This is a genomic window from Methylocystis sp., from assembly GCF_051061225.1.
Lineage (GTDB): Bacteria > Pseudomonadota > Alphaproteobacteria > Rhizobiales > Beijerinckiaceae > Methylocystis.
On the sequence record NZ_JBPFEB010000147.1, the window covers coordinates 23,891 to 50,672 of the forward strand.

28 protein-coding genes are annotated in these 26,782 nt (G+C 68.1%); 15 read left to right on the forward strand and 13 right to left on the reverse strand.

Annotated elements, in window-relative coordinates; all coding sequences use genetic code 11:
- Positions 1-273: 273 nt before the first annotated feature.
- Positions 274-960, forward strand: coding sequence for an alpha/beta hydrolase (locus ACR652_RS25195; RefSeq protein ID WP_434509215.1), 687 nt, complete (start codon positions 274-276; stop codon positions 958-960).
- Between the two features lie 11 nt (positions 961-971).
- Here ACR652_RS25195 and ACR652_RS25200 read toward each other — a convergent pair whose 3' ends face one another.
- Entirely contained in the window at positions 972-1,718 is a 747-nt protein-coding gene (locus ACR652_RS25200; protein ID WP_434509216.1) for a class I SAM-dependent methyltransferase, read from the reverse strand.
- 101 nt (positions 1,719-1,819) lie between these two features.
- Here ACR652_RS25200 and gloB point away from each other — a divergent pair, with 101 nt between their 5' ends.
- From gloB to ACR652_RS25215, 3 genes are all read left to right on the forward strand, one after another.
- Positions 1,820-2,593, forward strand: coding sequence for a hydroxyacylglutathione hydrolase (gloB, locus tag ACR652_RS25205; RefSeq protein WP_434509217.1), 774 nt, complete (start codon positions 1,820-1,822; stop codon positions 2,591-2,593).
- Complete coding sequence (locus ACR652_RS25210; protein WP_434509218.1) at positions 2,593-3,042, forward strand: cupin domain-containing protein; 450 nt, start codon at positions 2,593-2,595, stop codon at positions 3,040-3,042. Before gloB ends, ACR652_RS25210 begins: the two co-directional genes overlap by 1 nt.
- A 93-nt stretch (positions 3,043-3,135) precedes the next feature.
- On the forward strand, positions 3,136-3,939 hold the full coding sequence (locus ACR652_RS25215; protein WP_434509219.1) for a DUF5765 domain-containing protein: 804 nt from the start codon (positions 3,136-3,138) through the stop codon (positions 3,937-3,939).
- Between the two features lie 43 nt (positions 3,940-3,982).
- Here the strand turns inward: ACR652_RS25215 and ACR652_RS25220 are convergent, their stop codons facing one another.
- The gene (locus ACR652_RS25220; RefSeq protein WP_434509220.1) at positions 3,983-5,830 is read right to left on the reverse strand and encodes a carboxyltransferase domain-containing protein; all 1,848 of its coding nucleotides are present in this window, start codon (positions 5,828-5,830) and stop codon (positions 3,983-3,985) included.
- 1 nt (position 5,831) lies between these two features.
- Positions 5,832-6,605 carry a LamB/YcsF family protein gene (locus tag ACR652_RS25225; protein ID WP_434509221.1) on the reverse strand — a complete coding sequence of 258 codons (774 nt, stop codon included), beginning with the start codon at positions 6,603-6,605 and terminating at the stop codon, positions 5,832-5,834.
- Positions 6,606-6,716: 111 nt separating this feature from the next.
- Between ACR652_RS25225 and ACR652_RS25230 the strand changes: the two genes are divergently transcribed.
- Together ACR652_RS25230 and ACR652_RS25235 are read left to right on the forward strand one after the other, a co-directional pair.
- Positions 6,717-7,076 (forward strand): hypothetical protein, encoded by a 360-nt coding sequence (locus ACR652_RS25230; protein ID WP_434509222.1) that lies wholly within the window; start codon positions 6,717-6,719, stop codon positions 7,074-7,076.
- A 129-nt stretch (positions 7,077-7,205) separates the two neighbouring features.
- Positions 7,206-7,622 carry a hypothetical protein gene (locus ACR652_RS25235; RefSeq protein WP_434509223.1) on the forward strand — a complete coding sequence of 139 codons (417 nt, stop codon included), beginning with the start codon at positions 7,206-7,208 and terminating at the stop codon, positions 7,620-7,622.
- A gap of 16 nt (positions 7,623-7,638) precedes the next feature.
- Here ACR652_RS25235 and leuB read toward each other — a convergent pair whose 3' ends face one another.
- Positions 7,639-8,748, reverse strand: coding sequence for a 3-isopropylmalate dehydrogenase (leuB, locus tag ACR652_RS25240; RefSeq protein WP_434509224.1), 1,110 nt, complete (start codon positions 8,746-8,748; stop codon positions 7,639-7,641).
- A 246-nt stretch (positions 8,749-8,994) separates the two neighbouring features.
- On the opposite strand from leuB, the gene ACR652_RS25245 reads away from it, so the two are divergent.
- The 5 genes from ACR652_RS25245 (at position 8,995) to ACR652_RS25265 (ending at position 12,811) form a co-directional block, all read left to right on the forward strand.
- A complete protein-coding gene (locus tag ACR652_RS25245) occupies positions 8,995-9,462 on the forward strand; it encodes a hypothetical protein (protein ID WP_434509225.1) in 468 nt (155 codons plus the stop codon).
- A 191-nt stretch (positions 9,463-9,653) separates the two neighbouring features.
- A complete protein-coding gene (gene secG, locus ACR652_RS25250) occupies positions 9,654-10,256 on the forward strand; it encodes a preprotein translocase subunit SecG (protein ID WP_434509226.1) in 603 nt (200 codons plus the stop codon).
- A gap of 109 nt (positions 10,257-10,365) precedes the next feature.
- A complete protein-coding gene (locus ACR652_RS25255; protein ID WP_434509227.1) occupies positions 10,366-11,994 on the forward strand; it encodes a CTP synthase in 1,629 nt (542 codons plus the stop codon).
- Between the two features lie 132 nt (positions 11,995-12,126).
- Positions 12,127-12,357 carry a DUF433 domain-containing protein gene (locus tag ACR652_RS25260; RefSeq protein ID WP_434509228.1) on the forward strand — a complete coding sequence of 77 codons (231 nt, stop codon included), beginning with the start codon at positions 12,127-12,129 and terminating at the stop codon, positions 12,355-12,357.
- 1 nt (position 12,358) lies between these two features.
- Positions 12,359-12,811: a DUF5615 family PIN-like protein gene (locus ACR652_RS25265; RefSeq protein WP_434509229.1), complete on the forward strand. Its 453-nt coding sequence runs from the start codon at positions 12,359-12,361 to the stop codon at positions 12,809-12,811.
- On the opposite strand, the gene ACR652_RS25270 is transcribed toward ACR652_RS25265, so the two are convergent.
- The gene (locus ACR652_RS25270; RefSeq protein ID WP_434509230.1) at positions 12,721-15,429 is read right to left on the reverse strand and encodes an ATP-binding protein; all 2,709 of its coding nucleotides are present in this window, start codon (positions 15,427-15,429) and stop codon (positions 12,721-12,723) included. The two genes, ACR652_RS25265 and ACR652_RS25270, sit on opposite strands and share 91 nt — an antisense overlap.
- A 295-nt stretch (positions 15,430-15,724) precedes the next feature.
- On the opposite strand from ACR652_RS25270, the gene ACR652_RS25275 reads away from it, so the two are divergent.
- Both ACR652_RS25275 and ACR652_RS25280 read left to right on the forward strand, forming a co-directional pair.
- Positions 15,725-16,084 carry a phasin gene (locus ACR652_RS25275; RefSeq protein WP_434509231.1) on the forward strand — a complete coding sequence of 120 codons (360 nt, stop codon included), beginning with the start codon at positions 15,725-15,727 and terminating at the stop codon, positions 16,082-16,084.
- Between the two features lie 46 nt (positions 16,085-16,130).
- Complete coding sequence (locus ACR652_RS25280; protein ID WP_434509232.1) at positions 16,131-16,649, forward strand: phasin family protein; 519 nt, start codon at positions 16,131-16,133, stop codon at positions 16,647-16,649.
- Between the two features lie 104 nt (positions 16,650-16,753).
- Here ACR652_RS25280 and ACR652_RS25285 read toward each other — a convergent pair whose 3' ends face one another.
- The gene (locus ACR652_RS25285) at positions 16,754-17,596 is read right to left on the reverse strand and encodes a shikimate dehydrogenase (protein WP_434509233.1); all 843 of its coding nucleotides are present in this window, start codon (positions 17,594-17,596) and stop codon (positions 16,754-16,756) included.
- 44 nt (positions 17,597-17,640) lie between these two features.
- Between ACR652_RS25285 and ACR652_RS25290 the strand changes: the two genes are divergently transcribed.
- Positions 17,641-18,084, forward strand: a complete 444-nt coding sequence (locus ACR652_RS25290; RefSeq protein ID WP_434509234.1) for a hypothetical protein — start codon at positions 17,641-17,643, stop codon at positions 18,082-18,084.
- On the opposite strand, the gene bioB is transcribed toward ACR652_RS25290, so the two are convergent.
- Entirely contained in the window at positions 18,062-19,024 is a 963-nt protein-coding gene (bioB, locus tag ACR652_RS25295) for a biotin synthase BioB (protein WP_434509235.1), read from the reverse strand. The genes ACR652_RS25290 and bioB overlap by 23 nt on opposite strands.
- Positions 19,021-19,506 carry a PTS sugar transporter subunit IIA gene (locus tag ACR652_RS25300; protein ID WP_434509236.1) on the reverse strand — a complete coding sequence of 162 codons (486 nt, stop codon included), beginning with the start codon at positions 19,504-19,506 and terminating at the stop codon, positions 19,021-19,023. The genes bioB and ACR652_RS25300 overlap by 4 nt, the downstream gene beginning before the upstream one ends.
- A gap of 206 nt (positions 19,507-19,712) precedes the next feature.
- Here ACR652_RS25300 and ppc point away from each other — a divergent pair, with 206 nt between their 5' ends.
- The gene (ppc, locus tag ACR652_RS25305) at positions 19,713-22,514 is read left to right on the forward strand and encodes a phosphoenolpyruvate carboxylase (protein ID WP_434509237.1); all 2,802 of its coding nucleotides are present in this window, start codon (positions 19,713-19,715) and stop codon (positions 22,512-22,514) included.
- A gap of 72 nt (positions 22,515-22,586) precedes the next feature.
- Here ppc and ACR652_RS25310 read toward each other — a convergent pair whose 3' ends face one another.
- From ACR652_RS25310 to ACR652_RS25330, 5 genes are all read right to left on the reverse strand, one after another.
- Positions 22,587-23,276 (reverse strand): 4'-phosphopantetheinyl transferase family protein, encoded by a 690-nt coding sequence (locus tag ACR652_RS25310; RefSeq protein ID WP_434509238.1) that lies wholly within the window; start codon positions 23,274-23,276, stop codon positions 22,587-22,589.
- A 5-nt stretch (positions 23,277-23,281) separates the two neighbouring features.
- A complete protein-coding gene (locus tag ACR652_RS25315; RefSeq protein ID WP_434509239.1) occupies positions 23,282-24,331 on the reverse strand; it encodes an NAD(P)/FAD-dependent oxidoreductase in 1,050 nt (349 codons plus the stop codon).
- Between the two features lie 286 nt (positions 24,332-24,617).
- On the reverse strand, positions 24,618-25,007 hold the full coding sequence (locus ACR652_RS25320) for a 2Fe-2S iron-sulfur cluster-binding protein (protein ID WP_434509240.1): 390 nt from the start codon (positions 25,005-25,007) through the stop codon (positions 24,618-24,620).
- A gap of 208 nt (positions 25,008-25,215) precedes the next feature.
- The gene (locus tag ACR652_RS25325) at positions 25,216-25,812 is read right to left on the reverse strand and encodes an ABC-type transport auxiliary lipoprotein family protein (protein WP_434509241.1); all 597 of its coding nucleotides are present in this window, start codon (positions 25,810-25,812) and stop codon (positions 25,216-25,218) included.
- A gap of 63 nt (positions 25,813-25,875) precedes the next feature.
- On the reverse strand, positions 25,876-26,781 hold the full coding sequence (locus ACR652_RS25330) for an MlaD family protein (protein ID WP_434509242.1): 906 nt from the start codon (positions 26,779-26,781) through the stop codon (positions 25,876-25,878).
- Between the last annotated feature and the right edge of the window lies 1 nt (position 26,782).

Consider the following 26,782-nt stretch of genomic DNA (forward strand, 5'->3'; position numbering starts at 1 on the left):
GTCTCTCTTTAACGTCGTGGAAACTGCAAGGTCCGCGCAAGGTCGCGCGCGCCTTTATGAAAGGTCATGAAAGATGATGAGGCCCGATCATATTTTCCTCGCGATGACCATGGTGAAGCACGGCACGCTGGCCGGCGCGTTCATCTTCGCCTTCAAGATCCTGCGTTTCGCCGTGCATTCCTTCTGAGACCCGGCCGCTCCGACGACGCCGCCTCTTGACCTTCTCGCGCTGACCTCCGAGACAGCTAGTCTCGCAACAGGGGGAGCGCGACGATGACGGCGGCGATCGATGGACCCAGAGTGGCGGCGAAATCGGGCAAGGCCCGGCAGCTCGTCGTCTTTCTTCACGGCTTTGGCGCGGACGGCAATGATCTGATCGAGATCGGCCGTCAGTGGCGCTCCTTCCTCCCGGACGCGGATTTCGTCGCGCCGCATGCGCCCGAACGCTGCGCCATGTCGCCCATGGGGCGACAGTGGTTTCCGCTCTTCACACGCGATCCCGATGAACGCTGGCGCGGCGTCAACGCCGCCCGCCCCACGCTCGACGCCTTTCTCGACGCGGAGCTGGACAAGCGCGGAGTCGACGAGCGCGCGCTCGCCCTCGTCGGGTTCAGCCAGGGCACGATGATGGCCCTGCACACGGGCCTGCGCCGTCGCGTCGCGCCGCGCGCCATTCTCGGTTATTCCGGCATTCATGTGCTCGGCGCCGCGCAGCCGGGCTCCGAGCGTCCGCCGCAAAACCCGCCGCCCCCGGTGCTGCTGGTGCATGGCGAAGAGGACGAACTCATTCCCGCGGAGGCGCTGCTGCTCTCCGCCAACTCGCTCGCCGACATGGGCGTGCCGACCCAATGGCACATGTCCGCCGCGCTGGGCCATGGCATCGACAACGCCGGCCTCATCCATGGCGCGCTGTTTCTGGCGCAGTCCTTCGGGGTGAACGTCGACTACGGGCGGCGATAGCGTCCCGCCGCTCAGGCGGGCTCGGCGCCTTCGGGCTCCAGCACCGGCTCCAGCGCGGGCTCCACGAAGACCGGGATGCGCTTCACAGCCCGTCGCAGCACCGGCCGGTAGAGCTGCTTCGTCGCCTCGACGACATGCACGCCCCCGCCCGGCAGCGAGAAACGCCCGGCGATGCGTTCGAAGGCCGGCGCCGAGCGCAACAGCGTCACGCGCTGGAAGGGCGGCACATAGAGCGCCTCGCCCCAGAACACGGGGAGGAATTGCGCCTCCTGCAACAGCGTCTGCAACTGGCCGCGCGAATAGGGATGGCCGTGGCCGAAGGGGGTGGTGTCGACGCGCGCCCACAGGCCCGTGCGGCTCGGCGCGACGATCACCACGCGGCCGCCGGGGGCGAGAATGCGCCAGACCTCTTCGAGAAGGTCCTGCGGATGCTCCTCGACCTCCAGCGCATGCACGATCAGAATGCGGTCGATGGAGGCGTCGGGCAGGGGCATCATCGAGGCCTCGACCAGCGCCGTGGCGGAGCGGCCGTTGAGCGGCCAGTGCACGACGCCCTGGGTCGCCGGCATGAAGACCAGCACCCGCTGCGCCTTCTCGCGGAAACTGTCGAGATAGGGGGTCGGATAGCCAAGGCCCAGCACGCGCAGTCCGGCGTGATCCTCCCAGCGCGTGCGCAGCAGGCGGCCGACCACGCGGCGCGCGACCTCGCCGAGCGCAGTCTCGTAAAAGGCTCTCAGTTCGACGACGTCTGGTCCCATGGGGCGATCATCTTCCGGTTCGCCGGTAGAGGCAAGGCTTGACCTGGTCGCTTTTTTTGGCGCGGCGGCTATAAAGGCGGCAGCAGAATGCGGAGAGAGATATGCCCATTGAAGTGGCGCAGTTCATCTGCCTGAACGACAATTTCGGCCTCCTGGTCCATGATCGCGGCGCCGGCGCGACGGCGAGCGTCGACGCGCCGGACGGCGAGGCGATCGCCGCGGAGGCCGAGCGGCGCGGCTGGCCGCTGACCCACCTTCTCATCACGCACCATCACGCCGACCATATCGAAGGCGCTGAAATCCTCAAGAAGCGCTTCCCGCAGATGAAGATCGTGGGCGCCGCGGCGGACGCCCACCGCCTGCCGCCGCTCGATCAGGCGGTTTCGGACGGCGACGAGGTGGCCGTCGGCCGCTCCCGCGCCAGGGTCATCGCGACGCCGGGCCATACGACGGGCCATGTCGCCTATTACTTCCCCGAGGACGAGGCGGTTTTTGTCGGCGACACGCTGTTTTCGCTGGGCTGCGGCCGCGTCTTCGAGGGCACGACCGACGAGATGCGGCTGTCGCTGGAGACGCTCGCCAATCTCCCGCGCGAGACGCTGATCTACTGCGGCCACGAATACACGCAGGCGAACGGCCGTTTCGCCCTCACCGTCGATCCCGAGAATCCGGTGTTGCGCGACCGCGTGCAACGGGTGGCCGAATTGCGCGCGGCCGGCAAATACACCCTGCCCACGACCATCGCGCTCGAAAACGCCACCAATCCCTTCCTGCGCGTCGAGGATCCGGAGGTGAAGAAGGCGATGGGGATGGACGACGCCAATCCCTTCGCCGTTTTCGCCGAAATGCGCGCCCGCAAGAACCGGTTCCAGTGATGCCCGGCGGCGATCGTCTGTCGGCCGGGGAGGTCGCGCGGCTGCTCGACCTCGCGCCGCATCCCGAGGGCGGGTTCTACCGGGAGACCTTCCGCGATCCACGGGGGAGCGGCGGGCGGGCGGCCTCGACCGCCATCTATTACCTGCTCCCGGCCGGGCAGGTCTCGGCCTGGCACCGGGTCGACGCGGCGGAAATCTGGCACTGGCACGCCGGCGCGCCGCTGGCCCTGTCGCTTTACCAGGAGGGGCGTCACAGTCTGCTGCGCCTCGGGGCCGATCTCGCGGCCGGCGAGCGCCCGCAGGGGGTCGTTCCGGCGGGCGTCTGGCAATCCGCGCAAAGCCTCGGCGGCTGGACGCTCGTCGGCTGCACCGTCGCCCCCGGCTTCGAATTCGCCCATTTCGAGATCGCCGCGCCGGGGCAGGTTCCGGACGCGGGGGAGGCCCGTTAGGACGACGGCCGCCCATTTTCAAGAGCCGGGGCTTTTTGCATTCGGCCGGATGGTGTATCGGGTCGCTCAACAACAAGAAGGGACACGACACAAATGTGCTGGAGCGGAGAAGCGTCCACAGTATTGGCGGCGACGGGCATCGCCGGCGCGGCCTATTCCGCTCTGAAGAAGAACCCGGAGCCCATGGCGCTCTGGATCTGCCTGCTGTATTTCGCCAGCATGGAGTCGCTTCAGGCGGTCGCCTATTCGGTGCTCAACCAGTGCGACTCGCCATTAAACCAGTTGATGACCATATTCGGTTATCTCCACATCGCCTTCCAGCCCTTCTTCATCAACGCCGTGGCGCTGTATTTCATGCCCAAGGACAGCGCGCGCATCATTGCGCCCTGGGCCTATTTCGGCTGTTTCGTCGGCGCCATCGTCATGCTGCTGCAACTTTATCCATTCAACTGGGCGGGTCATTGCGCGCTCGGCCGGCCGCTGTGCGGCGACGTGCTCTGCACGGTCAAGGGCGAATGGCACATCGCCTGGCTGGTGCCCTCCAACGGCATCGGCAACAGCATGGCGGGCGACAGCTGGCTCGGCCGCGGCTTCCTCAGCTATCCGCTGATGGCCTTCTATTTCCCGACGCTCTACGGAAGCTGGCGCTTCATTCTGTTCTCCTGGGTCGCCGGGCCGCTGCTCGCGGGCATGACGACGAACAACATCAACGAGTGGCCGGCGGTCTGGTGCCTGTTCTCGATCGGTCTGGTTCTCGCCATCATCAAGACGCCGCTGCGCTATCACCTGCATGTCGGCGATCCCTGGTGGATGATGCTGTGGAAGTGGTGGAAGCGCCGCAATGAGGCGCCCGCCGGCGCAGCCGCGCTGACGAAGGTCGAGGAGCCAGCGGAGTAGGTCGGCCGCCTCTCCCCGCAAGCGGGGAGAGGGGCAAGGCCTGTCAGTCCCGCGCGCTGACAACGCCGCCGATCAGATTGGCGGCCAGCAGCGTCTCGGTGGAGAGTTCGGCGGCGAGGGGCGTTGCGACGGCTCCCGCCGCCATTTCTTTTTCCAGCGCCGCGCGCGCCGCGACGGCTTCCGCCCAGTCCACCGCCCGGAAGCGCAGCGTCTCCCCCGGCCGCGCCTGCGCCACCCGCCCCAGATCGGCGCCGATGACCGTCGCGATCTTGGGATAGCCCCCGGTCGGCTGGCGGTCGGCCATCAGCACAAAGGGCGCGCCGGAGCCCGGAACCTGAACAGCCCCCATGACCGCGCCGTCGGAGACGATGTCGTGTCCCCGGGCGTGCGACAGACGCGGGCCTTCGAGCGCATAGGCCATGCGGTCGCTGCGCGCGCCGACGCGCCACGCGGCCGACAGAAAGGTCTGGAGCGCCTCCGGCGAAAAATGATCCTCCTGCGGCCCGAGCGTCACGCGGATCGGCGCGCCGGCGCGGGCGAGCCAGGGCGCGGCGAGCGCGTGAGGGCCATGGGGGGCGGGGTGGGCGTCGGCGATGAAGAGGCTCTCGCCCGCCGCCAGCGGCTTCGGGCCGATCCCTGAGCGCGCATGGGTCGAAAGCGAGCCGAGCGCCGGGGGAAGATCAAGACGCCCGCCCAAGGCGGCGTAGCACCAGGCGCCGGCCGCGCCCGCCCGCACCGTCAGCCGCGCGCCGGGTTCGAGCGGGATCAGGCAGGCGGGCGGGAGCTCGCGGCCGTCGAGACGGATGGTGAAATTCCCGCCCGCGAGCGCCACGGCGAGCGTCGCGCCCTCGGCTGAAACCTCGAGGCCGCCCAGAGAGATTTCCAGAGCGGCGGAGGCGCCCACCGCGCGCGTGGCGGTCAGGAACGCCTCGCGGTCCATGGGTCCCGCCGGCGTCACGCCGAAGCGCGAGAAGCCGAAGCGCCCGGCGTCCTGCACCGTGACGCCGGGGCCGGCGGCGTGGATGTGCAGGCGGGGAGAGGTGGTGGAAGGCCCCCTCCGCACCCCTCCCCCGCTTCGCGGGAGAGGGAGCAGACGCGGGTCTGGACAGAGAACGCTGCTCGCGAGCGTCCCCTCTCCCGCCCGAGCGGGGGAGGGACAGGGAGGAGGCTCGCGCCGCATCACCATCTCCCCCGCCGCGGCGCGGGCGTCGAGCGCCGCGAAGGTCGCGGCGTCGATCGGCTCGAAGCGCAGCGCGTCGCCGGGCGCGATGAGGAAAGGCGGATCACGCCGCAACGAGAAGAGCCGCTCCGGCGTGCGGCCGATGACATACCAGCCTGTCGGCATGGGATTGGCGCCGATGAGCGACAGGCCGCCGCCGATCAGCACCGCCCCCTCCGGCGTCGGTCCGCGCGGCGCGAGTCGGCGCGGGAGGGTGAGGCGCCGGGGCAGACCGCCGAGATAACACCAGCCGGGGGCGAAGCCATACATATAGGCGCGGTAGTCCGCCGCCGCGTGAGCGGCCACGAGGTCGCGGGCGTCGAGGCCGAGCCGGGCGGCCGCCTCCCCGATGTCTTCCGCGACGGCGGGGTCGTAACAGCAGGGGACGACCCATGCGCCTGCGTCCGCGCGCGGCTCGGCGGCGGCGCCGGGGGACAGGCGGGGCGTTATCCAGGCGACGAGCGCGTCCCGCGAAATCTCCAGCGGCTCGTAGCGTACGAGAAGGGAGCGGTATGTGGGCGTCGTCTCCTTCACCCCCGCGGGCGCCCCGGCGCGGAAGGCGGCATCGAGCGCCAGCACGCGCGCGTTGAGCGCCGGATCGACCGCGTCGCCGAACTCCACCGTCAGCGCCGTTTCGCCCTGATCCAGGAAGCGGGGCGTGTCGTCGCTCATGTCACGCCCCGGAGAAGGCGCGCAGGTCATAGCCTTCGGCTTCGAGCCCGGCGCGCAGGGCGCGGGCCATGTCGACGGCGTGGGCGGTGTCGCCATGCACGCAGACGGAGTCGATCGGCGTCGGCAGGCGCTTGCCTGTTATGGTGATCAGCGCGCCTTCGGCCAGCATCTCGCGCACGCGGGCGATGGCGATGGCGGCATCGACGATCACGGCCCCCGCTTCGCGGCGCGGCTGCAGACGCCCATCTTCGAGATAGGCGCGGTCGGCGAAAATCTCGTGGGCGACGATCAGCCCGGCGCGCTCCCCGGCGCGCGCCTGTTCCGACGCCGCGATGGCGAGCAGTCCGAGGGCGGGGTCGACCGCCCGCGTCGCCCGCGCCAGCGCGTCCGCGACGGCCGCGTCCCGCTCGGCGAGATTGGCCAGCGCGCCATGCGCCTTCACATAGGTCACGCGGTGGCCCTGAAGGGCGGCTAGCCCCTGCGCCGCGCCGATCTGATAGGCGACCGCGCGCTCGATCTCCTTCGGCGTCAGCGTCATCGGCCGGCGTCCGAAGCCGGCGAGATCGGGATAGCCGACATGGGCGCCGACCGCGACGCCTGTCTCGCGGGCGAGCGCGAAGGTCCGCGCCATGATGTCGGGATCGCCCGCGTGAAAGCCGCAGGCGACATTGGCGCTGGTGACGATTTGGAGCATCGCCGCGTCGTCGCCCATGCGCCAGGGGCCGAAGCCTTCGCCGAGATCGGCGTTGAGATCGATTCGCGGAGAGTTCGCCATCGGGGAGAATCCTAGCGCAGGGCGATGAGGGGCGACAGCGCCGGGGCCGCGATTTGAAAAACCCGGCGCGGCGTGGTCAGCTTGGCCTGAGTCTTTCGCAGGGGAGGGGGAATGATGATGGTGCGCAGCGCGACGACGGCCGTGGCGGCCATTCTGCTGATGGTCTCGGCGGCCCGGGCGGGCGATCCGGTCGGAGCCTACAAGGTCGAAGGCCGGAACCCCGACAAGTCGAGCTATTCGGGCACGGCGACCGTCGAGAAGACGGGCGAGACCTACAAGGTCACCTGGGACATCGGCGGAGCGGTTTATGTCGGGACGGGCATTGGCGACAAGAACTTCCTCGCCGTGAGCTACAAGTCGGCCGGCCAGGCGGGCCTCGCGCTGTATGGTGAGGAGGGAGAGAACTGGGCCGGCGTCTGGACCTACCACAACAGCAGAAAAGTCGGCGCTGAAAAGTGGACCCGCCAGTAGCCGGCGCCCGCCCCCGCGCTAAGTTGACGCCATGGGCCCGGTCCCATGATCGACGTGGGCTCCCGTTCTGGAGCGGTTTCCGGCGCCCGCCGCCCGGAGACGCGGGAACGGCGTTGCCGGGAGGGCGCCATGTTCGGGGTCGGTCTTGTGCTTCTCTATTTTGTGCTGGCTCTGCTTGCCGCCGCGCTCATCATGCAGCCGGACAGCTATGCCGTCGGCCGCTCCGCGACCATCGCCGCCGATGTGCCGCGCGTCTTCGCGATGGCGCGCGATCCCGCCCATTGGGCGCCGCTCGGCGCGGCCTCCGTCGTCGACAGCACGCTCGACGAGCGGATCATGCTCAGGGTCGTGTGCGGACCCGCCGAGAGTCTCGCGACCGTGTCGCTGCGCCCCGAGGGCGCGCGCACCCTCGTCGATTGCGTGGTGACGGGCCGCAACAGCCTGGTCGACAAGGTGCGCAATTTCTTCGGGCTCCGCGAAAAGACGCTCGGGCCGAAAATCGAGCGGGCGCTCGCCGGTCTCTCGGCGAGCGCCGCGCAGGCGTGACGCGATCGGGCGCGGATCAGCCCAGAACGGTCTTCAGCTCCGCCACGATGGCGTCGCCCATCTGGCGGGTGGAGATCGACGACGGCGCGTCGCCCTTGATGTCGATCGTGCGCAGGCCCTTCGCCAGCACGCCGGCGATGGCCTGATCAATGGCGTCGGCGGCCTTCGCGTTGTTGAAGGAATAGCGCATGGCCATGCCCAGCGAGCCGATCATGGCGATCGGATTGGCGATCCCCTTGCCGGCGATGTCCGGCGCCGAGCCGTGGCAGGGTTCGTACATGGCCTTGCGCTTGCCATTGGCGTCCGCCGCGCCGAGCGAGGCGGAGGGCAGCATGCCGAGCGAGCCGGTGAGCATCGCGGCTTCGTCGGAGAGCATGTCGCCGAAGAGATTGTCGGTGACGATCACGTCGAACTGCTTGGGCCAGCGCACGAGCTGCATGCCGAGCGCGTCGGCGAGCATGTGCTCGAGCTGCACGTCGGCGTATTCGCGCTTGTGGAGGGCGGTGATGACCTCGCGCCACAGATAGCCCGAGCGCATGACATTCGCCTTCTCGGACGAGGTGACCTTGTTGCGGCGCTTGCGGGCGAGCTCGAAGGCGACGCGGCCGATGCGCTCGATCTCGTGGGTTGTGTAGACCTGCGTGTCGACCGCGCGCTTCTCGCCGTTTTCGAGCGTGACGATTTCCTTCGGCTCGCCGAAATAGACGCCGCCGGTCAGCTCGCGCACGATCATGATGTCGAGACCGTCGACGAGTTCGCGCTTGAGCGAGGAGGCGTCGGCGAGCGCCGGGTAACAGATGGCAGGGCGCAGATTGGCGAAGAGCGCGAGGTCCTTGCGCAGGCGCAGCAGGCCAGCCTCGGGGCGCACGGCATAGGGCACGCCGTCCCATTTCGGCCCGCCGACGGCGGCGAGCAGCACGGCGTCGGCGCTCTGGGCGAGCGCCATGTCGCCCTCGCTGATGGCGACGCCATGCGCGTCATAGGCCGCGCCGCCCACGAGGCCGCGCTCGATTTCGAACTTGGCAACGCCCGCCTGGCTCAGGAAGTCGATCACCTTCTCGGCCTCGGCGGAGATTTCCGGGCCGATGCCGTCGCCGGGCAGGAGCAGGAGCTTGTGGGCGGACATGAAAAGAACCCTCTGTGTTCGAGAAACCCGCGCCGTCAATAGAGCGCCGGGGCGCCCCGCGCAACATGGGGCGATCGGGCGTCGCCGTGCGACAATTCGCGCGGTCGCTTTCCCTTGCCCGAAAGGGGGAAGCCGTGCAGCTTGAAAAAGGTCAAGGAATAGGAAATCGCACAAGCGAGTCGCGCCGGACCTCAAAGAGCGGCGACCGCCGGGCGGTGTTTCATAAAATGCGGAGGGAGACGCTTCATGAACCTTCTTAAAGTCGCCGCGCTCGCCACTTTCGCGGCTTTCGCCGGGGCCGTCCCCGCCAAGGCTTTCTGCCTCGTGAATTGTGAGCCGAAGCCCGAAGACGCGCGCAAGGTCTTCGAGAATCTGATCAAGAATAAGTTCGATCCCGACGCGACGATCGAGAAATTCGACGTGACGCGCTTCTGGCCGCTCGACGTCGAGGGCGCGGGCCACAAGGGCTATGAGTTCTATTTCACGGCGACCGTGAAATTCCCGAAGGGTGCCAATCTCGAATGCAAGCCGGACGCCGCCGGCGCGGTGAAGGCGGGCTGCTCGGCCAGCACCTATTACTCCACGACCATCCAGAATCAGATGATCAAGGAGAAGCAGTATATCGAGCCGGGCAAGGTCGTCGACTTCAAGGATGAAACCCGCTTCGACGAAGAGGGCGGCAAGTGGAAGGGCCAGGACGGCAATCTCTACTGAGCGCGTCCGGCGCGGCGTGACGACGGGCGGGCCCTCGCGGCCCGCTTTTTTGTTCGCGCAGGGGAGCGGCGGAGGCGACGGCGCCCCTTCCGTGCGCCCCGTCCATGGTGTAGAAGCCCGCCAGGGTTTTGGCCAGGTTTTGGCGTCGAGTGCGGCCATGGCCGCGTCTCCGCTAGGGAAGAAGGTCTGAAATGCAACAGGTCATTATCGCGATCCACCTGATGGTGGTGACGGCGCTCGTCATTCTCGTGCTCTACCAAAAGTCCGAGGGCGGCGCGCTCGGCATGGGCGGCGGCAGCGGCGTGTTCACGGGCCGGGGTCAGGCCAATGCGCTCACCCGCGCGACCGGCATTCTCGCGACGATCTTCTTCCTCACCAGCATTGCGCTGACCGTTCTGCCGGCGTGGGAGCGCCGCGCCGCCGGCGGCGACGACTGGACCAAGGCGATCGACCAGGGCGACGCCAAGTTCAAGGAAGTGAAGCCCGGCGAGAAGGCGCCCGAGCCCGGCAAGGACTCGCTCTTCGACCAGCTCCAGCGCGCCCAGCAGAAGCGCCAGCAGGGCGGCGCCCCCGTGATGGAGGCTCCGAAGACCGAGGCCCCCGCCGCTGAAGCCCCCAAGGCTGACGCGCCGAAGGCTGACGCCCCGAAGGCGGAGGTTGCTCCGGCCCCGGCCGCCGAGGCGCCCAAGGCGGAGGCCCCCAAGGCTGACGCTCCGAAGGCCGAGTCGCCCGCGGCGCCCGCCGCCGAGGCTCCGAAGGCCGACGCGCCCACCCAGTGGAAATCCCCGCAGTAAACGCCACGCGCGACCTGTGAGCCGCGACGAAAACGCGCTGGGGAAGACGGCTTCCCCGGCGCAATAAATGCTATCCAAACCCCTCGAAAGGCGTTAGGCGTTAAGCCCCATGGCGCGCTACATCTTCATCACCGGCGGCGTGGTTTCCTCACTTGGCAAGGGTCTCGCGTCGGCGGTTCTCGGCGCGCTGCTGCAGGCGCGCGGCTATACGGTCCGGCTGCGCAAGCTCGACCCCTATCTCAACATCGATCCGGGGACCATGTCCCCCTATCAGCACGGCGAAGTCTTCGTCACAGACGACGGCGCCGAGACCGATCTCGATCTCGGCCACTATGAGCGCTTCACCGGCCGTCCCGCGACCCGGCAGGACAATGTCACCACGGGCCGCATCTATCAGGACATCATCAACCGGGAACGGCGCGGCGACTATCTCGGCGCGACCATCCAGGTCATTCCGCACGTCACCAACGCCATCAAGGAGTTCGTCCTCGACGGCAATGAGAACGTCGATTTCGTCCTGATCGAGATCGGCGGCACGGTGGGCGACATCGAGGCGCTGCCCTTCTTCGAGGCGATCCGCCAGCTCAAGAACGACCTGCCGCCGCATCACTGCATCTATGTGCATCTGACGCTGCTGCCCTTCATTCCGAGCGCCGGCGAGCTGAAGACCAAGCCGACGCAGCATTCGGTGAAGGAGCTGCGCTCGATCGGCATTCAGCCGGACATTCTGCTCTGCCGCACCGACCGGGAGATTCCGCGCGAGGAGCGCCGCAAGCTCGGCCTGTTCTGTAACGTGCGCGAGCAGGCGGTGATCGAGGCGCGCGACGCCGCGAATATCTACGAAGTGCCGCGCGCCTATCATGCGGCGGGTCTCGACGCGCAGGTTCTGGCCGCTTTCGGCATCGAGCCGGCGCCCAAGCCCGACATGAGCCGCTGGAACGCGGTGACCCAGCGCATCGCCAATCCGGAGGGCGAGGTCACCATCGCGGTGGTGGGCAAATACACCGAGATGAAGGACGCCTATAAGAGCCTCATCGAGGCCCTGGCGCATGGCGGGCTGGCCAATCGGGTGAAGGTCAATCTCGACTGGATCGAGTCGGAGATTTTCGAGGGCGGCGATCCCGCCGCGCATCTCGAACATGTCCACGGCATTCTGGTGCCGGGCGGCTTCGGCCAGCGCGGCGCCGAGGGCAAGATTCTGGCGGCGCGTTTCGCGCGCGAGCGCAAGGTTCCCTATTTCGGCATCTGCTTCGGCATGCAGATGGCGGTGATCGAGGCGGCGCGCGCGCTCGCCGGGATCGACAAGGCCAATTCGACCGAATTCGGGCCCTGCGACGAGCCCGTCGTGGGCCTCATGACCGAATGGCTGAAGGGCAATGAGCTGGAGCAGCGCGCGTCGGGCGGCAATCTCGGCGGCACCATGCGGCTCGGGGCCTATCCCGCGCGCCTCGCGCCGGGCTCGCGCATCGCGCAGGTCTACGGCGCGACGGAGATTTCCGAGCGCCACCGCCATCGCTATGAGGTGAACATCGCCTATCGCGAACGGCTGGAGGCCTGCGGCCTGATGTTCGCCGGAACTTCGCCGGACGGGGTGCTTCCCGAGACGGTGGAGATCGCGGACCATCCCTGGTTCATCGGCGTGCAATACCACCCCGAGCTGAAGTCGCGGCCGTTCGAGCCGCATCCGCTGTTCGCGAGCTTTATTGCGGCAGCGAAGGCGCAGAGCCGGCTCGTCTGAGCCGGTAACGCCCCCTCTTGCCCGCGTCATGGCCGGGCGCGTCTGGCCTGCGAGGCGCGCGGCATGACGGGGGAGGCGACAGTCGCTGGGCTTGGGCCTCCGATGGTGTATATCTTTCGCAGGAGGCCGCCCATGACCGACCAGCCCCGCATAACGCTCGACCCCGACGTGCTCGCCGGCAAGCCGGTCGTTCGCGGCACTCGGCTATCGGTCGAATTCATCATCGGCCTGATGGCGGATGGCTGGAGCGAGGCGGATATTCTGCGCAATTATCCGTCGTTGACGCGTGAGGATGTGGCGGCTTGTCTGGCTTACGCGCGGGATTTGCTGAGGTCTGAAAAAACCTATCCAAGCGCGGCCTGACATGCGCTTCCTCGCCGATGAGAATTTCCCCGGCGAGGCCGTCAACGCACTTCGCACGGCCGGGCACGACATTCACTGGATAAGCCAGTCCGCTGCGGGCGCCAGCGACGTGCGCGTCCTTGAGACGGCGTTGCAAGAAGCACGCATCCTGCTCACCTTCGACAAGGATTTCGGCGAGCTTGCCTGGCGCTTCGGCCTTCCGGCGTCATGCGGGATCATTCTGTTCCGGCTGCCCACGCCGCCGTCGACGTCAATTGGCGCGGCGCTGCTTGCCCGCATCGAGGAGCGGAATGACTGGGTCGGCCATTTTTCAGTGGTCGAACTGGCCGGATCAGGATGCGCGCGCTCGCCCATCGGCAATAATCACTCCGCCGCCATCACCTGCGGCGGCGGGAAGATGATTTCCACCAGCGTCCCTTCGTTTTTCCGGCTGCGGATGGTGAAACTCGCCTGATTGGCCTCGATCAGCGCCTTGGTCAGCGGCAGGCCGAGGCCGGTGCCGAGCTTCTGATGCGCCGCCGCCACCTGCTTGAACGGCTCCAGCGCCGTCGCGATCTCATCGTCCGACATGCCGATCCCCGTGTCCTTCACGCGGATGACGACATGGCCCGAGTCCGTCTGCGCGCTCGACACGATCACCTGACCGCCCGGCTCGTTGAACTTCACCGCATTCGACAGGAGATTGAGCAGGATCTGCTTTAAGGAGCGCTGATCGGCGCGCACCGGCGGCAGGCGCTCGGCCAGCGAAAGGCGCATCACGATCCGCGACTTGTTGGCCTGCGTCTGCATGATCGAGGCGCATTCGGAAATCACCGCATTGGCGTCGACGCGGTCGAAGTCCAGCTCCATCTTGCCCGCCTCGATCTTGGACAGATCGAGCAGATCATTGACGAGCGACAGGACGAGTTCGCCTGACGCATGCACGTCCTTGATATATTCCTTGTAGCGCTCATTGCCGATCGGCCCGAGACGCTCCTCCATGATCAGTTCGGCGAAGCCGAGGATGGCGTTCATCGGCGTGCGGATCTCGTGGCTGACGCGGGCCAGGAAATCGGACTTGGCCGCATTGGCCTGTTCGGCCGCGTCCCGCGCGGCGGCGAGTTCGAGCGCGCGCGACTCGGCGCCCTCCTCGCGCAGCTCGACGCAGAGCCGCTGGCCCGGCCCCAGACGGCGCAGCGTCGCCGTGAAGCTCTTCAGGCCCACACGGGCCGAGAGGCGCAGCGCGCCCTGATCGGCCGCGCGGCCGAGCCGCGCCGTCAGCAGCCGCCCGTCTTCCGCACAGAACAGCGCGGACAGCGGCAGCCCGTCCAGGGCGCCCTTTTCCGCGTCGAACAGCGCGGCGAAGGCGCCCGTCGCGCTCTCGATGCGGCCGTCGTCGGACACTACCGCCACGGCGACGCCGCTGGCCTCGACAATGGCGCGCAGCAGGCTGTTGTCGGCGCGGGCGCGGGCGAGCTTCTCGTCGCGGTCGCGGGCCAGCGCCAGCGCGCTTTCCTCGGGGCCGGGCGGGCGGTTGCGGTTGCGGCGCAGGGTCACCAGCGTCGCCGGCCGCCCCTCCCATTCGACGGTCTGAAGATGCACGTCGACGTCCAGCGCCTCGCCGTCGATCGACTGCACGGCCGCCGCCCGCGCGCCGGGATCGCCCGGAGGGCGGCCGAAGAACATGCGGGCGAGGCCGCCATCCGCCTCGAAGGCCGCGATATCCGCATAGCCGAGATAGTCGAGCAGCGTCTGATTGGCGAACAGCGTCCGCGCGCCGCGCGCGATCAGCACGCCCACCGGCAGGCAGTCCAGCACATTCGCGGCCGCCGGCGGCGGCGGCGCGGGAAGCGGGGCGGCGGGCGGCGGCGCGGCCGCGCCCTGCAACAGCGCGCCCAGTTCGGCCGCCAGCTCCTGAACCGCCTCGTCGGTCAACGGCCCGCCCCTGGCTTCGCAAGGCTCCTCCGGCGGCGGCAAAGGCGGCAATACCGCCAGCGGCGGCGGCGTGACCGCCGCGCTGGCGTCGTCGCTCGCCTGGGGCTCGTCCACGCGCAGCGCCCGCGCGATCTCCTCGAAATTCTCCCGCTCGATCGAGGTCAACATCGCGGCCTCGGGCGCGGGCGAAAGGTCTTGCGCCTCGCGCTGAACCGGGGCCGGCCGCAGCGGCACGACATTGTCGGCGGCGTAGGCCTCGGGCGGGAACGCGGGCGGCTCCGCCGGGTGAGGTTCGGGGGGCGTCTCCGCCGCCAGGGCGGCGAGCAGGGCGCGGTCGAGATGCATCACGCCATAGCCCTGAAAACCGGCGAAGCGGCGGTCCGCGTCCGTGACCGGGAGACCCCCCAGCGTCGTGGGCGCGCGGGCGCCGGCCTCGGCCAGCGGCCAATCGACCTCGACCCCGGCAAAGCTCTTCTTCGCCGCAAGCGCCGAGGCGAAGGCTGGGGTCAGTCGCAGGCGGTCGGCAATCTCCTCGACCGTGCGGCCGAGAATATCGGAGGACTCCGCGCCAGCCACATCGGCCAAGACATGGGTGACGTCGATGAAGCGTCCGTCCGAGTCCGTCTTCCAGAGGAAACGCGGCGCGCGGGCGCCGTTGCGGTCGATCAGCCGCGCGCGCAGCGCCTCGGGCGAGGCTGGGGCGGCCGGCGACGGGGGCGGCGTCTCCGCCGCAGCCGGGGAGGGGGCGACGGGGCCGGTCGGAGCGGCGCGCAGGCCGAGCGCGGCGATCACGAAACAGGCGGGCGCGTCCGGCTCGGCGAGCTGGCGGCAGAGGATCGTGACGGTCCGGGGCCCCTCGGCCAGATCGAGGCTCAGCCGCTCGAGCCGAAGCGCCGCGCCCTGGCGCAGCGACTCGACCAGCATGGCCAGACGCGGCGCGCCCGCTCCCGCGCTTTCGAACAGCCGGACCGCCAGCGCGGCGCGGTCGGAGCCGAACAGCCGGCTCGCGGCCTCGTTGAGATGAACGATCCTGAGCGGATCGCCGCTGGCCGCCAGAATGGGCGCCCCGGAGGCGTCGAGCGCCGAAAACGCAGGATCGGCCGCGATGCGCCTCGCGGCGCGCGCGCCGTCCTCGGTCTCTGCCTGCGAAGAGCTCATGACGCTAGCCGCCTTTGCGACGGGGACACGGTTCGAACACGCCTGACCCAAAGGCCATGGTCAAGCCCGTTGTTAACACAAACTTAATCGTTTGGCGCAGCCCGGTCCATCGGTCGGCGCCCCTGTTCAGGGCATTTTCTCACCAAAATGGTTAGCTTATGATGCATTGCACAATATTTGTTGCGTTGCAGCAGAAAGCAGGGCATATTTATCCTCGCCTGTCGGCTGTCGCCGGCGGGCCGCCGCCGCGCCGGGATGACGGCCATTATCGGGGCGGCGTTCACAGGAGACGTACATGGTTGACCCCGTTTATCAGGTACCCAACGAGGTTCGCGATTTCGCGGAAAAGAGCGTCGAGCAGGCGCGCAAGGCTTTTGACGGCTTCGCTGGCGCGGCCCAGAAGGCGCTGACCTCCACCACCGATCTGCCGCTGACGCCCCCGGGCGCGAAAGACGTCGGCGCCAAGGCGCTGTCCTTCGCCGAAGCCAATGTCAACGCCGCCTTCGACCTCGCGCAGAAGCTCGTGAAGGCCAAGGATCCGATGGAAGTGTTCCAGCTTCAGGCCGACTTCGTGAAGTCCCAGTTCGAGGCCATTCAGGAGCAGACCAAGGAGCTCGGCGCCGCGATCCAGCGGTCGACCACGCTGAAGGGCTGAGGCGGCAAGACCTCCCACAACCTCAAAAATGCGAAGGAACGGGAAGATGGCGACGAAAAGCAAGGCTGACAAAAGCAGGCCCGACGACGCCGGTGAGGATTTCCTCGCCGGAAAGCCGACGGAGATGACGATCGCCGCCGACGCGCCCGTTGAGACGGCGGCCGAGGCTGCCGCGATCGCCGCGGCGGACGCCGTTGCGCCGTCGCTGGCGCAGACGGCCGCGCCCGAGCCGGAAATCGCCGACAGCATTTCCGCGCCCCTCGCCGTGATTGAGGAAGCGGTCGAATCGGCGACGGACGCCTTTTCGGCGTCCTTCCAGTTCGATTCGTCCGGCTGGTCGAAGAAATCCATTGATCTCTGGGCGGAAAACGCCGCCGCCTTTCTCGATCTCGCCGAAGAGATCGGCAGGGCGAAGACTTTCGAGGACGTCATCGACATTCAGTCACGTTTCGCCAGCGAGCGCTTCGCGGCCTTCATCCGCCAGTCGCAAGAGCTGATGGATCTGGCCCGCAACGTGGCGACCCTCTCCGTCGCTCCGCTCTGCGGCGCGCAAAAGGCTGCGTGACCTTTCAAGATTTTCGCTTAGTCTGTAGCGGGCGTCGGCGGCCTTCGGGCCGCTGGCGCTTTTTTTTTGCCCGCTCCCGGACCTCTCTCCGCGCCGTCGGGCACTCAGAGCGTCGCGACGATCAGCGCGCGCAGCTCCGGCGTCACCTCCGGCATGATCCCGGTCCAGTCGCGGAAGGCCGGGCGGGCCTGATGCAGCAGCATGCCGAGCCCATCCACCGGCGTCGCGCCCATGCGCCGCGCCGCCGCCAGCAGCGGCGTCTCCAGCGGCGCATAGACGATGTCGGCCACCACCGCCGAGGCGGGCAGGGCGGCGAGCGAGAGGTCGAGCGGGTCCTGCCCGACCATGCCCTGGCTGGTGGTGTTCGCCAGAAGCCCCGCGCCGGCGAGCCCCTCGTGGCGCGCCTCCCAGTCGAAGGCCGCGACCGGCGCGCCGAAATCGGTCGCGAGCCGGTCGGCGCGGGCGCGGGTGCGGTTGAACAGGCGGATGTCCGTCGCGCCCGCCTCGATCAGCCCCGAGACAATCGCCCGCGCGCCGCCGCCGGCGCCGATCACGACGCAGGCGCCGTCATCGGCCCTCCACGCCGGCGCGGCCTCGTGGAGCGAGGCGATGAAGCCGTAGCCGTCATAGTTTCGGCCAATCAGCGCGCCAGCCTTGTCGACGACGACGCAATTGACGGCGCCGATGCGGCGCGCCGCCGGGTCGATCTCGTCGAGGCAGGCCAGCGCGGCCTCCTTGTGCGGAATGGTGAGGTTGCAGCCGGAAAAGCCCAGCGCCGGCAGCGCCCTCAACGCCGTTTCGAGCCTGCCCGGCTCGACGGCCAGCGGGACATAGCTCCCCTCGACGCCATAGCGCGCGAACCAGTGGTTGTGGATCCTGGGGCTGCGCGAATGGGCGATGGGCCAGCCCATGACGCCGGCGAGGACAAATCTGGCGTGAGCGCTCATTTATGTTCCGCCTGCGACGTCTGGTTTTGGTGAAATTTTAGCATATGTCGACCGACAACATGACTGTCGACAGGAGGCGCAAGACCATGGATGCGGCGCGGAACCGGCGGCTGACCGCCCTGCTCGAGGATGCGGAACAGTCCATCGCGGTCCATTGGGAGCGCTGCCGGGACAGAGGGGTCGGGGGCGCGACGCCGGAGGCCACCGCCCGCGTCGACGCCTGCCTGCGCGCCTATTTCGCATCGCTCAAGGCGCTGCCGCCCCTCGCGCCGGAAGACCGGATCGTCGAGCAGATCGCGCGGGTCTTCGACGAACTCATGCAGCTCGACGCCGAGACCGGGGGCGGCCTTCTCGAGGACGCCGAGCGCGACCTTCTGCATCCGCTAATCCTCAACGCCGCCGAGGCGGCGGGGCTCGACCCTTACAAGTTCCCCCGCCGGGAGCCCGGCGGGAAGCGGCTCGATTTCAGCGTGGCGCGAGCGCGCTGAACAGGGCGTCGTCCTCGTTGACGCCGGCGTTCGACGTGGTGAGGAGCTTCTCGCCGTAGAAGATCGAATTCGCCCCGGCGACGAGGCAGAGGATCTGCGCCTCGCGGGTGAGGAAGGAGCGGCCGGCGGACAGACGGACGCGGGCCTTCGGCATCACGATGCGGGTGGTCGCGATCATGCGCACGAGATCGAGCGGATCGACCTTCTGCTGCTGCGCGAGCGGCGTGCCTTCGACGGCGACCAGCGTATTGATCGGCACGCTCTCGGGGTGCGGGTCGAAGCCCGCGAGCACCTGCAACATGCCGGCGCGGTCGCGCACGCTCTCGCCCATGCCGATGATGCCGCCGCAGCACATCTCCAGCCCCGCGCCGCGCACCGCCTTCAGCGTGTCGAGACGGTCCTGATAGGTGCGGGTGGTGATGATGTCGCCGTAAAATTCCGGGCCGGTGTCCAGATTGTGGTTATAGGCGGTGAGCCCGGCCTCGACGAGGCGCTTCGCCTGCCCGCTGTCGATCATGCCGAGCGTGACGCAGGCCTCCATGCCCATCTCGCGCACGCCGCGCACCATGTCGACCACCGCGTCGAAGCGCTTGTCCTTCGGCGCCGAGCGCCAGGCGGCGCCCATGCAGAAACGGTCGGCGCCGGCGTCTTTGGCGGTTTTCGCGGCGGCGAGCACCTCGTCCGTGGTCAGGAGGTCGACGCGGTCGAGCTTCACCTCGCGGTGATGCGCGGACTGCGGGCAGTAGGAGCAATCCTCCGGGCAGCCGCCGGTCTTGATCGAGAGCAGGGCCGCCTTCTGGACGTCGTTGACGTCGTGATAGCGGCGGTGAACGGCGTTGGCCTGCGCGATGAGGTCGAGCAGCGGCAGATTGTGGATGGCGACGATCTCGTCGACCGTCCAGTCGTGGCGGATGTTGAAGTCGGCGGCGGGCGCGTTCATCGCGCGGCTCCCTTGCGGTTTTGCGAACGGGCGGCGAGCTTGCGCTCGGGGGCGGCCTGCGCGCCCTCCTTCTGGCCACGCAGGGTCATGAAGGCCACATAGAGCGCCACGACCACGTCGAAACCGATGGTCGCCATCACGGCGGGCGCGGGAGCGAAAGCCTGGCCGGCGCCGAGGTAATGCTCATAGAGCGTCCAGCCCGCGTGGAGCAGCAGGCCGGCGACCACGAACCAGGGCGAGCCCACGATGGACATGCCGGCGAGCGTGCCGAAGACGGCCACGGCCGTCATTTCGAAGCCGACCCAGGTCTCGTAATTCTCGGCGCGGATGGCGAAGCCGACATAGAGGAAGGCGATGGCGATGAGCGCATAGGCCGCGAGCAGCGCCGGCCGGGTTTTCGACCAGCGCGTGAGCACGATGAGGCCAATGGCGAAGAGAACCCCGAGCCCCGCGAAGAGGGCGATTTCCAAAGTGTCGAGCATGGCGTGACCGGTTGGACCGCGAGAGCGCGGGCGATTGACGTTTTTCTGGCCGCGCAAGGTCTATAAGGGGGGCGGGGATTTTCAACAAGGGGCCGGGCGGCGGCCCCGAAACGGCGCTTTTTCGCAGCCCGTCGAAAACTGGCCCCAAGCCTGCTATAGCCTTTGATCGAGCCCCGGGGCGGGGCGCTTGATTTCAAGGGTTCATCATGCAGATCGACGCACAGACGAAGGACACGCCCGTCACGGTTCCGGCCGCGGCCGAGCCGGAGGCGCGCGGCGATCTGCCCCTCAACGAAGACATCCGCCTGCTCGGGCGCCTGCTGGGCGAGGCCGTGCGCGAGCACGAGGGCAATGAGGCGTTCGAGCGCATCGAGACGATCCGCCGCCTCTCCGTCGCGGCGAGCCGCAACAAGGATCAGGACGCCGCCGCGAAGCTCGACGCGCTGCTGCGCTCGCTGACCGCGAAGGAGGCGACCAGCGTCATCCGCGCCTTCAGCTATTTCTCGCATCTCGCCAATATCGCCGAGGACCTGCATCCGCTGAAGGAGCGCGCCCGCACGCTCGCCGAAGGGGGGACGCTGAACGAGCCCAGCCTCGTCCGCTCCTTCGCCCATCTGCGCAAGGCGGCCGTCGGCCCCGGCAAGATCGCCGCGGCGCTGTCGCGCGGCTGGATTTCGCCGGTGCTCACCGCCCATCCCACCGAAGTGCGCCGCAAGAGCCTGCTCGACGCCGAGCGCAACATCTTCAACCTGCTCGCCGCGCGCGAGCATTTGCGCGGCAAGGCCGAGAGGGCGCAAAACGAGATGCAGCTCCGCGCCCGCGTGCTGCAATTGTGGCAGACCGAGCTGCTGCGCGAATCGCGCCTCACCGTGCGCGACGAGATCGAAAACTCCCTGAGCTATTACCGTTCGACCTTTCTGCGCGAGATCCCCAGACTCTACGGCGAGATCGAGGCCAAGCTCGATGGTCTGCGCGTGCCGCCCTTCCTGCGCATGGGCGCCTGGGTCGGCGGCGACCGCGACGGCAATCCCAATGTGACCGCCGAGTCGCTTTCGACCGCCATGCGCATGCAGTGCGAGACGGCGCTGCGCTATTATCTGCTGGAGGTGCACGAGATCGGCGCCGACCTCTCCATCTCGCGGCGTTACGGCGGCGCCACGCGGGCGCTCGAAGAGCTGGCCATCCGCGCCGGCGACGACAACCCGCATCGCGACAACGAGCCCTACCGCCGCGCGCTGATCGGCGTCTATTCGCGCCTCGCCGGCACGCTGGAGAAGCTCACCGGCGGTCAGGCCATGCGCCACGCCATGGCGCCCGGCGAGCCCTACGCGAATTCCTGGGCCTTTCTCGCCGATCTCGTCACCATCGACGAATCCCTGCGCATTCATCACAGCGAGGTGATCGCCACGCAGCGGCTGGAGCCCCTCATCCGCGCCGTCGAGGTGTTCGGCTTCCATCTCGCCACGCTCGATCTGCGCCAGAGCTCCGACCGTCACGAGGAGACGATTTCGGAACTGCTCGCCGCCGCGCGCGTCGCGGAGGATTACGCCGCCCTCTCCGAGATGGAGAAGCAGCAGCTCCTCATGCGGCTCCTGTTCGATCCGCGCCCCGTGCGCCTGCCCGACCACGCCTATAGCGACCGCGCCATGAGCGAGCTCGCGATCTTCGAGCGCGCGGTCGAGATGCGCCGGCTCTACGGCGACGAAGCGATCCGCCATTACATCGTCAGCCATACGGAGACGGTCAGCGATCTGCTCGAAGTGCTGCTGCTCCAGAAGGAATGCGGCCTGATGCGCGGCACGCTCGATCCGCGCGACGCGGACGCCGTGGCGGCCGATCTGATCATCGTGCCGCTGTTCGAGACCATCGGCGATCTGCGCAACGCGGCGCCCATCATGCGGGCCTTTTACGCGCTGCCGGGCATTCAGCGCCTCGTCGTCAATTCCGGCGCGCAGCAGGACATCATGCTGGGCTACTCGGACTCCAACAAGGACGGCGGCATTCTCACGAGCATCTGGGAGTTGTACCGCGCCTCCACCGCGCTGGCGGACTTCTTCGCCTCCATGCCCAATGTCACCATGCGCCTGTTCCACGGCCGCGGCGGCACGGTGGGGCGCGGCGGCGGGCCGAGCTACGACGCCATTCTCGCGCAGCCGCCGGGCACGGTGAACGGCCAGATCCGCCTCACCGAACAGGGCGAGGTGATCGCGGCCAAATACGCCAATCCGCAGATCGGCCATGTCAATCTGGAGCTGCTCGTCGCGGCGACGCTGGAGGCGACGCTGCTCTCCCAGCACAAGGCGCCGCCGCCGGAATTTCTGGAGATCGCCGAGGACCTTTCGCGCGCCGGCATGGCGGCCTATCGCGGCCTCGTCTACGAGACCGACGGTTTCGTCGATTATTTCTTCGCCTCGACGCCGATCTCGGAAATCGCCACGCTCAACATCGGCTCGCGCCCGGCCTCGCGCAAACCCTCGCGCAAGATCGAGGATTTGCGCGCGATCCCGTGGAGCTTCTCCTGGGCGCAGGCGCGCGTCGCGCTTCCGGGCTGGTATGGCTTCGGCTCGGCGATCGCGGGCTTTCTGAAGACGGACGGCAAGGCGCGGCTCGATCTTCTGCGCCAGATGGCGCGGGAATGGCCCTTCTTCCGCTCGCTGCTCTCCAACATCGACATGATCCTGTCGAAGACCGATCTCGAGATCGCTCGCCGCTACGCCGATCTGGTCGAGGACCGCGCGCTGGCCGAGCGCATTTTCGGGATGATCGAGGCGGAGCATGCCCGCTCGGTCGAGGCGCTGGAGAAAATCCTGGGCACGAAGGAGCGGCTGGCCGACAATCCGACGCTGGCGCGCTCGATCAGGCACCGTTTCCCCTATATCGCGCCCCTCAATTACATCCAGGCCGAACTGATCCGCCGCCACCGCGCCGGCATGACCGACGCGGAGATTCGCGAGGGCATTCTCATGTCGATCAACGGCGTGTCGGCTGGGTTGCGGAACACGGGGTGACTTTTCCGTAGCCGCGTCCCCTCTCCCTCCCTCGCGACGCGGGGGAGAGACAGGGGGGCGCCGGAGCGTCGCTCACTCGCCAGCTCGCAACAAGGCCGCCGCGTCCCTCTCGACGAGACTCGGCCGCCAGTCGGCGCATCTGCCCGCCAGCGCCACATGGTGCGCGCCGAGGCGCCAATGCGCGAGCCGCCACGCGCCCGGATCGTCCGCCATGACCACGCGCGGCGGATCGAGAAAAATCGTGAAACTGGCCAGGCCGCGCGACAGCCCCTCGCCGGTCGCCTTCACCACCGCCTCTTTCAGCGTCCAGATCGCAAAGAAAGCGTCCCGCCGCGAGTCGCCCTCGAGCGCGCGCAGCAGCGCGGTTTCCTCGGAAGCGAAGAACCGCTCGGCCAGCTTCATGCTTTCCGCCCGGCGGTTCGCGGGCTCGACGTCGACGCCGATCTCGACCCCCTCGGTCACCGCCACGGCGACCATGCTCCGCGTATGCGTCATGCTGAAGCGCAGGTCTCGCGGGGGATCGATGAGATAAGGCTTGCCATGTTTGGCCGCCGCGAAACGCCACTCCTGTGGCGCGCCGCCGGCTGCGTCCGAGAGCGCCGCGCGCAGCAGCGCATGGGCGGCGACATAGGCCTGCCGGTCTTCTTCAAACGCGAAGCGCGCCGCACGGGCGCGCTCCTGGTCATCCAGCAATTCGGCCAGCGCCGGCCAGTGTTCGGGGCGAATCCCCCCCAAGTCCAGCGTCGTGACCGAAACGTCCACGTTGCTCAGGACACTCCGAGCTTCTTTTGAAGATTGGTCGACGACGTCGTGTATTGGAACAGCAGCTTCTTCTCGGGATAGATGTAGCGATGCGCCTTCTGCGCCGCCAGCGCGCCCTCGTGAAAGCCCGAGAGAATGAGCTTCAGCTTGCCCGGATAGAAGTTGATGTCGCCCACGGCGAAAATGCCGGGATGGCTCGTCTCGAACTTCTCCGTGTCGACGGGAATCAGGTTCTCGTTGAGCTGAAGGCCCCATTCGGCGACCGGGCCGAGTTTCATGGTCAGTCCAAAGAAGGGCATCATGCGGTGGCAGGAGAGCTTTTCCTCCACGCCGTCATTGCCCTTCAGCGTCACGCTGGCGAGCTGGCCGTCGGCGCCCTCGACCGTCGTGATCTGGCCGAGGCGGAAGGAGATCTTGCCCTCCTTCACCAGATCCTGCATCGCCGTCACCGAATGCGGCGCGGCGCGGAAAGCGTCGCGGCGATGCACGAGCGTCAGGCTCCTGGCGACAGGCTGGAGATTGAGCGTCCAGTCGAGCGCGGAATCGCCGCCGCCGACGATGACGACGTCGCGGTCGCGGAAATCTTCCATGCGGCGCACGGCGTAGAAGACCGACTTGCCCTCATATTGCTCGATCGTCGGGATCGGCGGCTTCTTGGGCTGGAAGGAGCCGCCGCCAGCCGCGACGATCACGACCTTGGCCATGAAGATCTTGCCCGCGTCCGTCGTGAGGCGGAACAGAGGCTTGTCCGCCGTGCCGAGCGACGTCAGGGTCTCGACCATTTCATTGAAATGGAAGGTCGGGCCGAAAGGGTCGATCTGCTTGAGGAGATTGTCGGTCAGCTCCTGGCCGGTGACGATCGGCAGGCCCGGAATGTCGTAGATCGGCTTCTCGGGATAGAGCTCGGAGCACTGGCCGCCGGCGCGCGGCAGGATGTCGATGACATGGCACTTGATGTCCAGGAGACCCAGTTCGAACACTGCGAACAGGCCGGCGGGGCCGGCCCCGACGATGACGACATCGGTTTCGATCGCGGCTTCATTGAGCTGGTTCATGTCTCAAAATCCTCAATTGTCTCACGGCGGCGACTGTCTCACGGCGCGACCGCGACGCGCGGGGCGGGGTCGGGACAGGGTCCGCGCAGAACCCGGGGAGGACAATGAACGCGGCCAGCCGACCGGCGGATGGCTCATCCGCCGCCTCTCGCGTTCGTCTATCGTATTCGTGGCGCGATGCAACACGAATCCGCAGCGGCAAGACGCCGCCGCGTCTGGCGCGCGGGGAGCGGCCTGGCCCCTCGCCGCGCCTCTCTCCCCGCTTGCAGGGAGACGCCGGGCGAGATCAGCCCTGCTGCGCGGGCGTATTGACCACCAGCCCGTCGAGCTCCGGGCGCACGGTGATCTGGCAGCACAGACGCGAGTTGGGCTTCACGTCGAAGGCGAAATCCAGCATGTCCTCTTCCATCTGCGAGGGCTTGCCGGTCTTCTCGGTCCATTTCTCGTCGACATAGACGTGGCAGGTCGCGCAGGCGCAGGCGCCGCCGCATTCGGCCGCGATCTCGGGAATGTCGTTGCGGCGCGCGGTCTCCATCACGGTGGCGCCGACCTCGCCCTCGACCGTGCGGGCCTGGCCGTTGGAATCGACGAAGGTGATCTTGACCTTGGTCGGCGCGCCGCCGCCCGGTTCGGCGCCGTAGCGGGTGGCGGTGTCGTCGAAGCTCATCTTCACCATGACGCGCGTCTCTTCCTTGAAATGATTCCGTCGTGCGGCTTGCGCCGGCCCTTGCCCGTTCGGCGCAGGCCGAACGCCTGTTTGTTCAGCGCTCGATTAGCACCCGTCCGGGCGCCGCGCTAGCCCCTTTCGCCGCGAGCGGCGCCGCCCGCCGAGGCTGCTGGCCAATGTGTAAAAAGCGACCCTCTCACGCAATTTACCGGATGAATCAGACTTTCCCGCGCGCCCACCGCGCCATGTGCGCGAGCGCCTCTCCGGCCGCCTCCGTGAGCGCCATGACGGCCGGCGCGCCCGTATGTTCGGGAGCCGGCGTTTCGGCGACGAAGCTCTGCGCCGCGCGGGCCGCGCCCGTGTTCGCGTCGACGAGCCTCGCCGAAAGCTCGACCACGGCGACATTGCGCGCCACGTCGATTTCGAAGCGGCGGATGTCCGTGGCCAGAGCGACGCCCGCCAGCCCATAGGCGGCGGCGCCGACGCCCGCCCGTTGCAGCGCCTCGACCATGCGCTCGCGCAACAGCCGCGGCAGCGGCGCGGACCATTCCGATCCGGGCAGGATGAAGACGCCGCCATCGGCGCCGCGCACCACAACCCTCGGGGAACTCGTCGGCGGCGCGGCGGTGGGCTCGCGCACGACCAGCGCCGGTCCCGCGCGTTCCGCGCCCGGCGGCGCTCCGGCGGCGGCGGAGAGGTCGAAGGTCTGGCGCATGGGCGGCGCGCAGCCGGCGGCCGACGCCGCCAGGGCGACGCCAAGAGTCGCGCCGAACAGCGTTCCCGCGCGCCGCGCGCCCTGCATCGTCCTCGCCATGCGCTCGTCCGCCCCAAGCCGAAGTGTAGCGGTTCTAGCACCCGCGCGCGGCGGACAAAAGGTTCATCGGCCGTGATATTCGGGCGTCGTCTGCGCCGGTCCCCAGATGAATTGCGAGGGGTCGCGCTCGATGGATTTGATCGCCTGATCCAGCGTGTCGACGGCCTTGCGCGCGTCGACGGCGAGCTGCTCATACTGGCGCAGGCCCGTGGTCGAGAAATTCTTGATGTTGGCGGACGCGCCCGCGATGTTGCCGGTGATGGTCTTGATCTGCTTCGGGTCGATCGCCTTGATCGTCTTCTCCCCGGCGGCGAGCAGCGTGTCGAGACGCGCCGCGACCGGCTTGAGCGAATGCGCCGCCTCCGAGGCGTCCTTGATGAAGGAGGAGATCTGCGCCGAATTGTCGGCCAGGGTCTTGGTGAAGGCCTCGGCGTTCTTCAGCGTGCCGCTGATCGAATCCTTGTTCTCGTCGAGAAGCTTGTCGAGCTTGACGAGAACCTCCGCCGCCTTGGTGGAGAGGTTCTGCACATTGCCCAGAAGGTTCTGGATTTCCGAACGCTCGGCCTGAATCTGCGGATAGCGATGGCCCTCCGCGATGGCGAGATCGGGCGCGCCCGGCGTTCCGCCGACGAGCAGCACGTCGGCGACGCCGGTGAAGCCGCGCGTTTCGAGGCGGGCGCGGGTGTTGGTCTTCACGGGCGTGTTGTCGTCGATCTTGACGAGCACGTCGACCTTGCTCGGGTCCTTGTCGGAGATCGCGAGATGCGTCACCTCGCCGACCTTCACGCCGTTGAACAGGACGGACGACCCCCGCGACAGGCCCGAAACGGCGCCGGAAAAGACGATCTGATAGATGTCCTGCTTGCCGCTCTGGCTCGCCCCGGAGAACCAGTAGACGAAGCTGAAGGCCCCGAAGATCATCGCCAGCGTGAAGGCGCCGATCAGAGCGAAATTGGCGCGGGTTTCCATG

What these genes read in the sequence shown, in the direction of transcription:
- ACR652_RS25215 (WP_434509219.1), top strand. Translation starts at nt 3,136, where the DNA reads ATGTGCTGGAGCGGAGAAGCGTCCACAGTATTGGCGGCGACGGGCATC.
- ACR652_RS25330 (WP_434509242.1), bottom strand. Translation starts at nt 26,781, where the DNA reads ATGGAAACCCGCGCCAATTTCGCTCTGATCGGCGCCTTCACGCTGGCG.
- ACR652_RS25260 (WP_434509228.1), top strand. Translation starts at nt 12,127, where the DNA reads ATGACCGACCAGCCCCGCATAACGCTCGACCCCGACGTGCTCGCCGGC.
- ACR652_RS25245 (WP_434509225.1), top strand. Translation starts at nt 8,995, where the DNA reads ATGAACCTTCTTAAAGTCGCCGCGCTCGCCACTTTCGCGGCTTTCGCC.
- ACR652_RS25225 (WP_434509221.1), bottom strand. Translation starts at nt 6,605, where the DNA reads ATGGCGAACTCTCCGCGAATCGATCTCAACGCCGATCTCGGCGAAGGC.
- ACR652_RS25275 (WP_434509231.1), top strand. Translation starts at nt 15,725, where the DNA reads ATGGTTGACCCCGTTTATCAGGTACCCAACGAGGTTCGCGATTTCGCG.
- ACR652_RS25235 (WP_434509223.1), top strand. Translation starts at nt 7,206, where the DNA reads ATGTTCGGGGTCGGTCTTGTGCTTCTCTATTTTGTGCTGGCTCTGCTT.
- ACR652_RS25220 (WP_434509220.1), bottom strand. Translation starts at nt 5,830, where the DNA reads ATGAGCGACGACACGCCCCGCTTCCTGGATCAGGGCGAAACGGCGCTG.
- ACR652_RS25270 (WP_434509230.1), bottom strand. Translation starts at nt 15,429, where the DNA reads ATGAGCTCTTCGCAGGCAGAGACCGAGGACGGCGCGCGCGCCGCGAGG.
- ACR652_RS25195 (WP_434509215.1), top strand. Translation starts at nt 274, where the DNA reads ATGACGGCGGCGATCGATGGACCCAGAGTGGCGGCGAAATCGGGCAAG.
- ACR652_RS25290 (WP_434509234.1), top strand. Translation starts at nt 17,641, where the DNA reads ATGTCGACCGACAACATGACTGTCGACAGGAGGCGCAAGACCATGGAT.
- ACR652_RS25285 (WP_434509233.1), bottom strand. Translation starts at nt 17,596, where the DNA reads ATGAGCGCTCACGCCAGATTTGTCCTCGCCGGCGTCATGGGCTGGCCC.
- ACR652_RS25255 (WP_434509227.1), top strand. Translation starts at nt 10,366, where the DNA reads ATGGCGCGCTACATCTTCATCACCGGCGGCGTGGTTTCCTCACTTGGC.
- ACR652_RS25280 (WP_434509232.1), top strand. Translation starts at nt 16,131, where the DNA reads ATGGCGACGAAAAGCAAGGCTGACAAAAGCAGGCCCGACGACGCCGGT.
- ACR652_RS25320 (WP_434509240.1), bottom strand. Translation starts at nt 25,007, where the DNA reads ATGGTGAAGATGAGCTTCGACGACACCGCCACCCGCTACGGCGCCGAA.
- ACR652_RS25230 (WP_434509222.1), top strand. Translation starts at nt 6,717, where the DNA reads ATGATGATGGTGCGCAGCGCGACGACGGCCGTGGCGGCCATTCTGCTG.
- bioB (WP_434509235.1), bottom strand. Translation starts at nt 19,024, where the DNA reads ATGAACGCGCCCGCCGCCGACTTCAACATCCGCCACGACTGGACGGTC.
- ACR652_RS25300 (WP_434509236.1), bottom strand. Translation starts at nt 19,506, where the DNA reads ATGCTCGACACTTTGGAAATCGCCCTCTTCGCGGGGCTCGGGGTTCTC.
- ppc (WP_434509237.1), top strand. Translation starts at nt 19,713, where the DNA reads ATGCAGATCGACGCACAGACGAAGGACACGCCCGTCACGGTTCCGGCC.
- ACR652_RS25325 (WP_434509241.1), bottom strand. Translation starts at nt 25,812, where the DNA reads ATGGCGAGGACGATGCAGGGCGCGCGGCGCGCGGGAACGCTGTTCGGC.
- ACR652_RS25200 (WP_434509216.1), bottom strand. Translation starts at nt 1,718, where the DNA reads ATGGGACCAGACGTCGTCGAACTGAGAGCCTTTTACGAGACTGCGCTC.
- ACR652_RS25315 (WP_434509239.1), bottom strand. Translation starts at nt 24,331, where the DNA reads ATGAACCAGCTCAATGAAGCCGCGATCGAAACCGATGTCGTCATCGTC.
- ACR652_RS25265 (WP_434509229.1), top strand. Translation starts at nt 12,359, where the DNA reads ATGCGCTTCCTCGCCGATGAGAATTTCCCCGGCGAGGCCGTCAACGCA.
- gloB (WP_434509217.1), top strand. Translation starts at nt 1,820, where the DNA reads ATGCCCATTGAAGTGGCGCAGTTCATCTGCCTGAACGACAATTTCGGC.
- secG (WP_434509226.1), top strand. Translation starts at nt 9,654, where the DNA reads ATGCAACAGGTCATTATCGCGATCCACCTGATGGTGGTGACGGCGCTC.
- ACR652_RS25210 (WP_434509218.1), top strand. Translation starts at nt 2,593, where the DNA reads ATGCCCGGCGGCGATCGTCTGTCGGCCGGGGAGGTCGCGCGGCTGCTC.
- leuB (WP_434509224.1), bottom strand. Translation starts at nt 8,748, where the DNA reads ATGTCCGCCCACAAGCTCCTGCTCCTGCCCGGCGACGGCATCGGCCCG.